General features: G+C 61.9%; 7 protein-coding genes and 1 tRNA gene. 6 read left to right on the top strand and 2 right to left on the bottom strand.

Annotated features, from left to right (window positions below; all coding sequences use genetic code 11):
* Nucleotides 1-12: 12 nt before the first annotated feature.
* The 5 genes from ACPYOD_RS00215 to ACPYOD_RS00195 all read left to right on the top strand — a co-directional run bounded on the left by ACPYOD_RS00215 (nucleotide 13) and on the right by ACPYOD_RS00195 (nucleotide 7,184).
* Nucleotides 13-918 (top strand): LytTR family DNA-binding domain-containing protein, encoded by a 906-nt coding sequence (locus ACPYOD_RS00215; RefSeq protein WP_481299709.1) that lies wholly within the window; start codon nucleotides 13-15, stop codon nucleotides 916-918.
* Nucleotides 919-974: 56 nt separating this feature from the next.
* Nucleotides 975-1,051: transfer RNA gene (locus ACPYOD_RS00210), tRNA-Arg, on the top strand.
* Nucleotides 1,052-1,923: 872 nt separating this feature from the next.
* A complete protein-coding gene (locus ACPYOD_RS00205; RefSeq protein ID WP_481299708.1) occupies nucleotides 1,924-6,000 on the top strand; it encodes an RHS repeat-associated core domain-containing protein in 4,077 nt (1,358 codons plus the stop codon).
* A 4-nt stretch (nucleotides 6,001-6,004) separates the two neighbouring features.
* Nucleotides 6,005-6,577, top strand: a complete 573-nt coding sequence (locus ACPYOD_RS00200; protein ID WP_481299707.1) for a hypothetical protein — start codon at nucleotides 6,005-6,007, stop codon at nucleotides 6,575-6,577.
* A gap of 235 nt (nucleotides 6,578-6,812) precedes the next feature.
* Nucleotides 6,813-7,184 (top strand): hypothetical protein, encoded by a 372-nt coding sequence (locus ACPYOD_RS00195; protein WP_481299706.1) that lies wholly within the window; start codon nucleotides 6,813-6,815, stop codon nucleotides 7,182-7,184.
* A gap of 100 nt (nucleotides 7,185-7,284) precedes the next feature.
* On the opposite strand, the gene ACPYOD_RS00190 is transcribed toward ACPYOD_RS00195, so the two are convergent.
* Nucleotides 7,285-8,829: an SGNH/GDSL hydrolase family protein gene (locus ACPYOD_RS00190; RefSeq protein ID WP_481299705.1), complete on the bottom strand. Its 1,545-nt coding sequence runs from the start codon at nucleotides 8,827-8,829 to the stop codon at nucleotides 7,285-7,287.
* A gap of 174 nt (nucleotides 8,830-9,003) precedes the next feature.
* Here ACPYOD_RS00190 and ACPYOD_RS00185 point away from each other — a divergent pair, with 174 nt between their 5' ends.
* Nucleotides 9,004-12,003 (top strand): sensor histidine kinase, encoded by a 3,000-nt coding sequence (locus tag ACPYOD_RS00185; protein ID WP_481299704.1) that lies wholly within the window; start codon nucleotides 9,004-9,006, stop codon nucleotides 12,001-12,003.
* A gap of 14 nt (nucleotides 12,004-12,017) precedes the next feature.
* On the opposite strand, the gene ACPYOD_RS00180 is transcribed toward ACPYOD_RS00185, so the two are convergent.
* Nucleotides 12,018-12,659 carry a response regulator gene (locus tag ACPYOD_RS00180; RefSeq protein WP_481299703.1) on the bottom strand — a complete coding sequence of 214 codons (642 nt, stop codon included), beginning with the start codon at nucleotides 12,657-12,659 and terminating at the stop codon, nucleotides 12,018-12,020.
* Between the last annotated feature and the right edge of the window lie 14 nt (nucleotides 12,660-12,673).

Raw genomic sequence — 12,673 nt, 5'->3', positions numbered from 1 at the left:
TACTATCTCCCCATGACCCGGCAACCCATCCCTCCCGGCCTCGAACTCGACCGCGCCCATCGCCGCCGGCGCCAGTTCATGATCGTGTTCTGGCTGCTGGCGTTCGGGAGCGCGGCCGTCAGCAACATCCTCACGCTCCGCATCGACGCGGATCGATACGGCATCCACGCCGACACCTGGCAGATCGTCACCAACGAATGCACCAGCATGGCGGTGTCGCTGCTGATGCTGCCGTTCCTGCTGCGCGCCTGCGACCGCTGGCCGTTGCATGCCGACACATGGCGACGCCGCCTGCCGTTCTACGTGCTCGGCAGCGTCGTCTGGTGCGCGCTGCATATCCTAGGCATGGATCTTTCGCGCCTTGCCATCTACACCCTCATGGGCGCCCGCTTCGACCCGGGATCGTTGTGGCTGCAAGCGGTCTACGAGTACCTGAAGGACGCGCGCACCTTCTTCATCGTGGTCGCCTTCTGGCACATGGTCGAATGGTTCGGCCGCCACGTGAAAGGCGAGGCCCGACTGCTCGACGCACCCGACGAAGGTCCACCGGTCGAACCCGTGGACCGGCCTGAGCGCTTCCTCGTCCGCAAGCTCGGCCGCGATTTCCTGGTGGCCACGGCGGACATCGAATGGGCACAGGCATCCGGCAACTACGTAAACCTGCGCGTGCGCGGCCGGGACTATCCGCTGCGCAGCACGCTGGCCGCGCTGGAGTCACGGCTCGATCCGGCGGTGTTCGTGCGCGCCCATCGCAGCTACCTGGTGCAACTGGCACAGGTGAGCGCCATCGAGCCGCTCGATGCGGGGGAGGCCCGCCTGCACATGGCCGACGGGACGGTGTTGCCGTGCAGCCGCCGCTACAGGGAAAGCCTGCGCGCCGCGGCGGCGGGCGCCGAACCGTCCCCGTCCCGGACCTGACAGCCGAGGCTAGGCCGGCGTGGGCATTCCCGCTACAATGCCGGTCCGCTGTTTACGCGCCCGTAGCTCAGCCGGATAGAGTAGTGGCTTCCGAAGCCATTGGTCGGGGGTTCGAATCCCTCCGGGCGCGCCATCCTTTCGCAGCGTGACCTCCGGTACACCCAGAAATAGCGTCTGATCGCTCAGATACCGGCCGGGCAGCCGAGTACCCAGGATGTCGGACATCGCGGCGCCGAACTGCGCATGGCGTACGAGTTCCGTTCTTCCCGTCGCAATGACTCGACGATGAGGACGCCCATGACGGGTGTGATGCCCATTCCTCGCTCGATGCCTTGGATTGTTACGAATCAATCCTACGCGGCTTTATTTATGACAAGCGGCGACTACTATGCGACGCAACTCACATTAGTCCTGTGCCGCAGTCGTGTCAGAAAATTCCTACAAAATTTTCAGCTGAAACTGACAGCGCCAATCTCGTAATCTCCCTAGCACTTACTCGTGGGGGATAGGGATATGTTCCATGTGCGTTCGATGCTGGCGGCGAGCAAGCGCGTTCTTCTTTGCATCATCCTTGCCTTGGCCTCCTTCGGCGCCCACGCCGATTGGGTGTATGGCCCGCCCTATAGTTACAACACGATATACGGCTCCGAGGGAGGATTTCTCTCGGTAGATGCGGCTGTCAATTCCCTGATATCCCACTATGAGGCCGCTTGCACGACCTCGCTATCCTGCGCGCCCCATTCCTTCTCGGCAGTGTATGGGACGACCGGTACCGCAGCTACAATTACTATCAGTTGGATTAACCCGGACGGATCTTCGAGTAGCGATCTATTCGCCTACATTTGGGCAACCGATGTCACCGGTTCTGGTTTTCAACCCAAGAATGCGGGTGGATGTCGCACTATGTGCACGGGCGGAAACGGCTCGCCCGTCGACTCGCTCGGCCCGCGTGGGAGCAGCCAGGAGGGTGGTACAAAGACTACGTCGACCGATGTCGGGACCTCCATGGAGGGAGACCCCATCAACGCCGCCAATGGTAACGCGTACCACCAGGATACCGATCTCCACACGTCGCCTTGGCTGACCTTCCGCCGATTCTACAACTCGTCCAGCTACGTGGTCGCCAGCACCTTGGGACCGAAATGGCGACATTCGTTCGATCGCACCATCAACCTCATGCCAAATAGCGGTCCGGATGCAGGACTTCTGTATGCCCGTCGTCCGGATGGCTCACTCGTCCGCTTCCGGAGTACAGGGGGCGCCTGGATTGCTGACACGGATGCGGCAGAGACGCTCACCGTCACCAAAGATCAGAACACCGGCATATCTACCGGCTACGTTCTCCGCGTGGCGGCCACGCGCGAAACGGAGACATACGATCTCAGTGGCCGTCTCTTATCCATCACGGATGATAATGGATGGGCCACAACGCTGGCGTACAGTGATGCGTCGACTGATCCGGCCGTCGCCCCCTCTTCGGGACTCCTTATCGCTGTTACCGATCCTCAAGGCCGTATTCTGAGCCTCCGATACGACTCGCAAGGGCGCTTGGCAAAAGTCACGGATCCGGCAAGTCAATCCGCTAGCTACACCTACGGCGATGCGGGAAATCTGGTCAAAGTGACTTACGCCGACAACTCGGTGCGTCAGTACCTCTATGCGGAGGCTGCATATTCGGCGTCTCCCACGACCTATCCATCCGAATTGACGGGCGTTATCGATGAGAAAGGCGTCAGATTTGAGACTACGACGTACAGCAGTACAAATCGTGCACTGACTTCGCAATTCGCTGGAGGTGCTGACAAGATCTCGCTCTCGTATGCCAACTATTACCAGAACGGTGGCATCCCAGCCTCAATGACCACTCCGTTGGGCTTGGTCGTTACGCTCGGTTTTGCCGACGATGGCGCTCAGATGTTGAAACCGAGCGGCGCGAATACGCAATGTGGCAACCAATGCAACCAGCGGTGGAAGTCGATCGTGTATGACCCGAACGGCTATCCCGCCAGTTATACGGACTTTCGCGGCGCGATTACGATCACCACTTACGATGCCAATGGCTTGCTGACTAAACAGGTGGATGCGTCGGGCACAGATGCGCAGCGCATGACCAGCACGACGTGGGATTCGTTGCATCGTCAGCCGTTGACGCGTGCCACTTCGAATGCCAAGGGTATTGTTGCAGCGAAGAACAGCTGGGCCTATAACGGGCGCGGCCAGGTGACCGCCGAATGCGCCATCGACCCGTCAGTGACGATTACCTACGTCTGTGGCAGCCAAGCCCATGCACCTCAAGGTATCCGCCAGACACGATACGTGTATTGCGATGCGGTGGACGCGACTCAGTGTCCCAAGGTCGGTTTACTGCTGACTGTCGACGGGCCTCGGACCGATCTCACAGATCTCACCCGCTATTCCTACTATCTGACGACCGACGAGAGTGGTTGCGCCACCGTCGGCGGCGTTTGCCACAGGGCAGGGGACGTTGCTCAGGTGACTGATGCCGCGGGGCACGTCACCGTGATGGTGGCCTATGACCGCCATGGCCGGCCTGTGCGCCGGAAGGATGCCAATGGCGTCGTCACCGACGTGACGTATACGCCGCGCGGTTGGCTTGCTACGCGTACTGTACGCGCAAACGCCGATGGGACCACCTCAGCTGGGGACGCGACAACCACCCTTACTTACGAGGCCACAGGCGCACTCAAGACCGTGACAGACCCGGATGGCGTGACCCTCACTTTTGCCTATGACGACGCTCATCGCCTGGTCGACATGGCCGACGGTCAAGGTAACCACGTTCATTACACGCTGGACGCTTCTGGAAATCGAATCAAGGAAGAGACCTTCGACGCGTCGGGCGCCTCGCGTCGTGCGCTTTCGCGCAAGTACAACACGCTGGGCCAGGTCGTAAGCGTCACCGACGGGCGTGGGCATGTGGTGTTCGACGCGACGGCCGCTGGCAGCTATGACACCAACGGCAACCTTGTGACTGCCAAGGATGCACTGGGAGTCGTGCGCAAGGACACGTTCGATGCCCTGGACCGTCTCATAACCAGCGTGGCCAATGCCAATGGCTCCGATGCGGCCACGAAGGCGACGACGAGCGTTTTCGCCTTCGACGCCCTCGATCAATTGAAGTCTGTTACCGATGCAGATGGACTCGTCACGAGCTACGGCGTGGACGGGCTGAGCAATCCGGCCAGTCAGACCAGCCCGGATACGGGCGCGCAGTCCGCAACGTTCGACGCGGCGGGAAACGCGCTCACACGTACAGATGCCAAGGCCACTGTGGCGACCCAGACCTTCGATGCGCTGGGTCGCCGAACCTCTGTGACCTATGCGGATACCCAGCTTAACGTTGCATACCATTACGACGAGGAGAACGACGCTACTGGCTGTGCGGCCTCATTCCCGGTTGGACGGCTAACGCGAGTTGTCGAAGCTGCCGTCACGACGGTCTACTGCTACGACAACCAGGGGCGCGTGTCGGAACAACGCCAGGCGCAGGGCGCCACTACCGATGTTACCGCCTACGTCTATACCAAGGCGGGCCGGGTCGCCGCCGTAGTCAGTCCGAGTGGCCTTGTGACCGAATACGGTCGCAATGCACTGGGCCAGATCACTCGCGTGACTGTCACTCCGGCCACGGGTGTGGCCACCCCGGTCGTCACCGCGGCGACCTACCTACCTTTCGGGCCCGTGCTGAGCTACACCTTGGGCAACGGGCAGACGGTTACCCGAAGCTACGATGCGAACTATCAGGTAACCGACGTCACTAGCCCGGCCTTGAATCTCCACTTCGCCCGGGACGCCGTCGGCAACATTGTTGCCCTAGGCGACGTGCCGGGAGCATCGCCCGCCACGGAGACCTACACCTACGACCCGCTGTACCGACTGACTTCCGTAAAGGACGCAAGCGGCAACGTTATCCAGGCATATACGTATAGCCGCACGGGGGATCGCCTCAACAAGACAGCACCAGGCCTGGCAACGGGTGCCTATGGCTACCAGGCTGGAACACACTGGTTGACCAGTATTGGCTCGGGTTCTCGCACATACGACGCCAATGGCTCGATGACGGGAAGCGCCAGTGCGGGCAATGCGTGGGGCTTTGGGTATAACGGCCGTGGGCAGCTGACGGTGCTCCAGCAAGGTGGGAGTACGGTGGCGACATACGGCTACGACGCCGCGAGCCACCGCATCTCCAAGTCCTCCAGTACAGCTGCCACGCGATTTGCCTATGGCCCAAACGGTTTACTGGGTGAGTACGGCACCGCCATCCGTGATTACGTGTGGATGGACGACACACCCGTAGCGGTCGTCGACGCCGCCGGCATCGCATTCGTGCACGCGGATGGGCTCAACACGCCGCGCGCCGTGACCAGTGGTGCAGGATCGCTCTTGTGGAGCTGGGCCTACAAGAGCAATCCCTTCGGCGAAACCATGCCGACGGCCGCAAATGGGTATGTCCTGAACTTACGGTTCCCTGGGCAGTATTACGATGTGGAATCAAATAGCTTCTACAACGGCTATCGTTACCTCGACCCGGCTACGGGACGATATCTCCAGAGCGATCCGCTTGGCCTGAGTGGGGGCATGAATACCTTCGCGTATGTCGGCGGAAACCCGCTGGACAGGATTGACCCGCTGGGTTTGGCAGAGCAACAGTACAGGTCTGAACCGGTGGTTGAAACGCCGGAGATGAAAGCCGCCTACGACCGCCTTACGGCTCTGGCGACCACGGCTGCAAACAATGTCGATGCGACTTGCGGTGCACGATGCCTCCTTCCTTGGATTCGCGGCACCTTAATCCATAGCGAGTTCAAGCGCCTTGTCGACTCGACATGTCCCCAAACGCAGTACGCGACCGAAGTGAGTTATCGAGATGGCATCCGTGTCCCTTATGGAACGGCTGGCTCCTCCAGGGCGGACGTCGTCCTTGGGCCGGCAGATCATCCAGTTGCTGTTTATGACTTGAAGACGGGTTGGGCATATATCACTATTCGCCAAGCTAATGCCTACGGTGCAAATCTCCCCGCGGGGACACCAATCTCAGAAATCCATCCGGAAGGTCGATGAGCCTATGAATAAACGCTTGATATCGAGCCTGATGCATAAGCGAGTTCATGGTCTCAAAAACTCGGGAAGCTATTTCTTTCGTGGAGACTTTGAGCATATTCTTCGCGGAGTGGCTCTCGACTACACGCCACGTGGCCTCTATATAGAGGACTTTCGTTTTCCGCTCTTTGACTTCTCTGGTCCGAACCTCCTATATAGCCATCGCTTGCGGGAGAGACCGTTTATTGGGAAGGGGGAGATGTCGGAGGAGGCTGTCGTCGACTTCGTTATGAGCGCTTCCGAAGTACGGAGCGCACTCATTGTCGAAGCTCCAATGACATTGACGGAATTTGTGGAATATATTGAGTCCAAGCTAACGAATCCGCATGCAAAGCTTATTCATGCTGCTGCGCTAGTGCTGCTCGATCGGGAGCCGGGCGCGGCGGAGGTGCTTGACGAGATACGATCTTCTTTGCACCCGATCGATGTCCCGTACTGGGAAAGGTTGCGGCAAAGTCTTCGGCAAGGCGCGGGGGCTGGACGTAAAATCTTAGATGAGGTTCGTCAACAGAATCTGAGGGCATTCGGGCTGACCTAGCGCGAATCTGTTACGCCGAGTAGACGTTTATCCTGTCGTTGCCATAGTTCCAATTTCCATAGGGGTGGCTTTGCACTGATGGCAGGGTCGCGGACGCCAGCCAGGAAGTTCCTTCCCGATATTCCGATCCCCGTAGTGCATTGACCGGAGGCACGCGAGACGACACCGACTGAGACCTGCCACCGCGATCCGTCGCACCCAATGTCATGCGTCCGCCTGTAACAGCGTTTATTTCATGAAGACGACGAACATCGAACGAAAGGCGCTTTCGGAGATTCTGGTTGCGCTTGGGATTCAGGCGTCTAACGTAGAGTCAATCGTGGCCGGGCTGGATGTGGATCGGCGAGAATGGAGCGAGGATGTGACTGATAGAGAAAAGTGCGTCGGCCAGTTTGTCTACTTCTCGCCAGCCGAAGGATTACCCATCAGCCCGCCACCGACGCATCAAGGCGTATGGGCATCTCATAGCGACGCGCCCGGAGGAATTGATTTCGTCCTGTTTATAGCGTCTGGCGTGCCTCAATTCCTCGAGATCGGTTCTTTTGGGATCCCAGTGCCGAAGGCACTTCTCAGCGAGCCGGTAATTAACTTTCAGTTCCAGCGTTGAGCTTAAAAACTACCAAGCCGAAACGAGTGTTCCGTATTGCGGAAGGCATGCGACAGCGCCTTCGGAAAGACGCGCCGGGCAGCCGGACGCATGATTTCGACTATCGCCCCGCGGTACCGGTATTCCAGATCGGCCCCTGATCGTCATAGATCACCATATTGCCGTCGCCCTGCACGAACAGCCTCGCCCCCGGATGTCCGCCGGAATGTGATTGCCAGGTCTTCGTGCCGAGCGAGCTGTACATGACGAGGTTGCCGTCGTTCTCCAGGCGCAATTCCCCCGCGCCCGTGTTCAATGTCCACGGATCGGGCAGCCAGATCGACTGCGTGCCGTGATACAGCACGAGGTTGCTGTCGTTCTGCAGGTCGAGGTGGTAGCCGCCGTCGCATGAGACGACGCTCTGTCCCGGCTTGATGCCTTCACCGGCTCCGAGCGATCCGCAGGTCGACGGTGCGGAAATGGCGGGCAGCACCGGTGGCGTGAAGACGGCGAGGTTCACGGCATTGGCGATGGCCTGGAGGCCATCGTCGTTCGGGTGCAGGTGGTCGCCGGAATCGTAGGCCGGGAGGAATCGCGTCGGTTGCTGCGGATCGTGCGTGGCGATGTCCTGGTCGACCACACCGTCGCAGCCGCTGTCCGCGCTGCGGATGAAGGTGTTGATCTGGCCGCGTACCGATTCCCCTTCCGGGGACCATCCCAGAGAACCCTCGAACGGCGTAAGCGTCGAACAGAAAAAAGCGATACCGCGATCGTGTGCCCGGGCGATGAGTTGCTTCTCGGCATCGATGAGGCTCGCGGCGCTGGGCACCGGCCGCCCGCCGAGATCGTTGATCGGGTCGTCCGAGAAGATCACCCAGCGCACACCAGCCTGGTCGAGCACGTCGTGTTCGAAGCGATTCGTCGCGCTCAGTCCCGCACCGTCTGACAGGAGACGGTTGCCGGAGATGCCTTGGTTGATGACGCCGACATGCTTGCCGACGGCGTTCAATCGCACGGCCAGATCGTTCGGCCAGCGGCGATTGGCATTGAAGGTGGAGGCGAAGCCATCGGTGATGGATGCACCGAGGGTCACGACGGCACCCTGCGGATCGCCGTTCTGGACGTCGAGGTTGGAGAGGAAGACGTAGTTGCCCTGCGCCGAAGCGTTGATGGTTGCCTGGCCGGCCACGTCTCCCGTGGCGTCATACCGCGTCTGCGAACTGAAATCGTGGCCGCTTAGCTGCGTAGGCGCCTGCGATACGTAGAAACTGATGGCCACGTCGGAAAGGGCGGGGATGACCATGTCGATCGCATCGCTTTCCCGTTCCTGCCCAGCGGGAATCGTGACCGACGGCAGTCCGTCGACGAGGAGCCGGTGGTCCGTGTCGGCTTGAACCGAGGACCCGCCTGCGCTCAATGCCACGTGGATGTCCGAGATCGTGACCGGGGCGTCACCATAGGCATTGGTCAGGCGTATCCGTGCTGACGTGCCCGCGATACTCGTGTGGACGATATGCCGGAGCGTCTTGCCCGTGGGATTAGAGTCGCCGATGGCTTTCGCCGAAGCCCCCCAGCTGCCGACCCAGGGAGCGAGCGTGGACGATGCGTGCGCGGCGCCGCTGGCGCAGAGCGCGCTGGCGAGCAGGAGGGCGGCTCTCTTGGTCATGCATACGGCCTTGGTCAACGGGCAGGCAGTCTCCCAGTCGCTCGCTCTTGGAACCTAGGACGATTCCCGCGCATGGCATCGTTTTGTGGACGAGGTCACGTTACCCGCGCTACTTGTGCCGTGGTCGCGGGAGAGGGCAATCTGCGTCGAGGGCACCGCATCGCGGAGGGGGCCATGATTGCTTCGGTGTTTCCGTCGCGCTGGCTTGGCGGGCTGGCCGGACTTTTAGTGGCCTGCACGGCCGTCGGGGCGCCGCAGCTGTCGCTCGGTAGCTACCAGCACACGGCGTTCGCCAAAGAGGACGGCGCGCCCGGCGATGTCTCGAGCATCGCACAGTCCGCGGACGGCTTCCTCTGGATAGCCGGCACGAAGGGCTTGACTCGTTTCGACGGGGTTTCCTTCAAGGCCTTCAGGCCCCCTGCCGGCGAGCACTTCCTGTCGGCACAGTTGAACGTGCTCTTTCCTGCCGAAGGTGGAGGGCTCTGGGTCGCGGAATCGGACCATGGGCCGACGCTCCTGAGGGACGGCCACCTCCGTCACTTCGACGAGGCGAAGGGCGCGATGGCCGCCGTCCGCTCCTTTTTCAAGGATCCGCAAGGCGGCGTCTGGGCGATCAGCGGTCAGGGCTTGATCCGGTTCAAGGATGACGCGTGGGACGTGATCGAGACCGAGGTACCCGGGCAGCCCGTACGGCGCGGCGCTTTCGACGCTCACGCCGCCTTGTGGCTGATACGTGGCGACCGGCTCGGCATCCGTCCACGTGGCGCCGCGATGTTCGTCGACGTGACCGGTGCGCCCGACAAGCCTCGCGACATCGTCATAGGACCGTCGGGCCGGCTTTACGTCGCCACCCCCACGGCGGTGCACATCTATCGGGCGGAAGGATCGGCTCTGACAGAAATCACGGCGCCCATTCCGGTGACCGCCTACGGTATGACGGAAGACGCAGAGGGGACGTTCTGGGCCACCAGCGCCACGCACGGGGTCGTCTTCGTCTCGTCCTCGTCGTTACGCAGCGCCGAAGCGGGACATACACAGCCGTTCTTCGAAGTCATGAGACACGCGGACGGATTGAGCGGAAACCTCGCGTGGCCGGTGACTCCAGATCGGGAAGGCAACCTATGGGCGGGTACGGAGAACGGGATCGACCGCTTCCGCCGGTCGGCCTTTACGTCGGTAAAACTTCCCGAGGGCATCCACGAGGTATCCGCATCGGTCGACGCGGAAGGCATCGTCTGGGTGGGTAGTGACCGTTTCCCCTTATTGCGCCTCCAGCCGCCTTCTTCCTGGACTGAAACGCCCATCCCTGTTTTCACGATGGCGACGTTCCATGACGTTGCGAACGATATCGTCTGGGCGGCCGGTGTAGACGCGCTCTGGTCGATAACGAAAGGCGTGCCAAGGCGGGTCGCAGGTATCGGTGAGGGCGCGCCGCTCGCCTCCACGCTCGGTGTCGCGAGCGATTCACGTGGGCGCGTCTACATCGCCACCAACCGCAAGCTGCACAACCTGCTTTCTTGGGATGGGCGCTCATGGAGTGACGTCACCGCCGAAAGCCTTCGGCCGAAAGTCATCGCCGTGGATGCAAACGACGCCCTCTGGGTGGGGGCCGCCGGTGAACCGCGGCTGGCGCGGATCGCGCAAGGCGTCACTACGACCTTCGGGAACGCCGAAGGCTTGCAGGAAGGCACGATCAGGGCGCTCCTCGCGGAGCCGGACGGCTTGTGGATCGGCGGAGACGAGGGCGTCCAGCATTTCGACGGGAACCGCTTCGTCTCCGTTTCGGCGCGCGATGACGAAGCGTTCCAGACCGTCACGGGCCTGGCGCGGGACGCGAAGGGAAATCTTTGGATACAAACGCTCGACGGCATACGCGAAGTGGCTGTCACGGATCTCACGAAGGCACTTTCCGCGCCCGGTACGCGCGTGCCTTATCGCGCCTTCGGCGCAGCCGACGGCATCCCCGGTGCCCCGGATCCCGATCACACCTTGCCGACGCTGCGGCGGGGCGTCGACGGCAGGCTCTGGGCGCAGACCACCACGGGCCTGGCCTGGATCGATCCGCTGCGGATCCCGGAGAACCGTGTCGTTCCGTTGGTCTACGCCGAGGAAGTGGCGAGTAACGATGCCACGATCCCCATCGCGAAAGGCAAGGCGATCCTGCCCCCCGAGATGCGCAGCTTTCGTATCGCCTATACCTCGCCCGTGCTCAGTCGTCCGGAGCGCGTGCGCTTCCGCTATCGCCTGGTGGGTTACAACGACGCATGGCAGGACGCAGGCGCGCGCAGGGAAGCTGTGTTCACGAACGTTCCCGCAGGCACCTATCGATTCGAGGTGAGCGCTACCAGCGAGTCGGGCATCACGAGCGCGGTCGCGACGGGCGTCGACATCGAACGGCAGCCTGCCTATTACGAGACGTGGTGGTTTCGCGCCCTCGGCCTCGTGCCCCTCGTGCTCATCCTCTGGCTGGCCTATGCACTGCGCACCCGTGCGCTGACCCGCCGCCTCCGAATCCGTGCCGAGGAGCGTGAAGCTGTCGCGCGGGATATACACGACACGCTTCTGCAGCGATTCCAGGGGCTCATGCTCACGCTCCAGACCTGGGCCATGGATGAATCCATACCTGCCGCCCGCCGTTCCGAAATGCTGGCGACCTCCAACGAGGCGCGCGACGCGTTGATCGAGGGAAGGGAGCGCATCCTGCTGCTGCGTAGCACCGAAGATCACGGGCTGGCGCTATACGATCGAATCGCCGCCGAAGGCCACCGCCTGGAGGCACTGAGCGGGATCGACTTCAGACTGGCCGTCCATGGAACGCCACAACCGCTCTCGGACGAGTGCCAGGGCGAGTTGCGCGATATCGCCTTCGAGACCTTGCGCAACGCATTCCTCCACTCGCGAGGCACCTGCGTCGCGTTGACCCTGTCCTATGAGGCCGACGCGTTATGGCTGGTCGTCACCGATGACGGTACGGGCTTCGACACGTCGACGGCCGCAAAAGCCCGTGAAAGCGGACATGTCGGGCTGCTCGGGCTGCGCGAGCGCGTGCATCGCCTCAAGGGCACGCTGAATGTCGATAGCGAGCCGGGCCAAGGCACCGAAGTGCACATCAAAGTACCGGCGCACACGGCATACCGTGGCCGCCGTCATCGCTGGTGGCCAGGCGTCCGCTGAGGCGCGCCGTACCGTTACGTGTCGAGGAAACCGCGCTGCACGGCAATCATTACCGCATGCGTCCTGTCCAGCGCACCGAGCTTCGCCATGATGCTGCGCATGCGCGACTTGACGGTATCTTCCGAAATGAACAACGCCTCCGCGATGGCCTTGTTGCTCTTGCCGCCGGCCGCGAGGCGCAACACGCTGGTCTCCCTCGCCGTGAGGTTTTCCGAGCCTGCATAGCGGGCCATGTCGTGCGCGACTTCCGGCCCGACCACATGCCGGCCCGTCACCGCGGCCCGAATGGTCTTGATGATCTCTTCCACCGTGGCGGATTTCAGGAGGTAGGATGTCGCCCCGAGGGTCAGGGCACGCATCACGCGGGCATCGCCAGGGTAACTGGTGAGCACGATGATGGTGGCGGTGGGGAACTCCTGGCGAATGGCGGCAATGGCCTGCAGGCCGTCCATATGCGGCATCTGCAAGTCCACCAGGGCGACCGTCGGCTGCACGGCACGGTACGCCGCGATGGCCTCGGCGCCGTCCGCGGCTTCACCCGCCCATTCCATGTCAGGCTCCTGCGCGATGGCTGCCTGCAGACCACGCCGCATGACGGGATGATCGTCGGTGACCAGCACCCGGATCTTGTCGGACGGTTCCGTCGGTTCGGCCACCGGAGAATCTCCTG

Source organism: Luteibacter sp. HAY1-4A, assembly GCF_056755355.1.
This window is presented reverse-complemented; position numbering and strand designations above follow the sequence as displayed.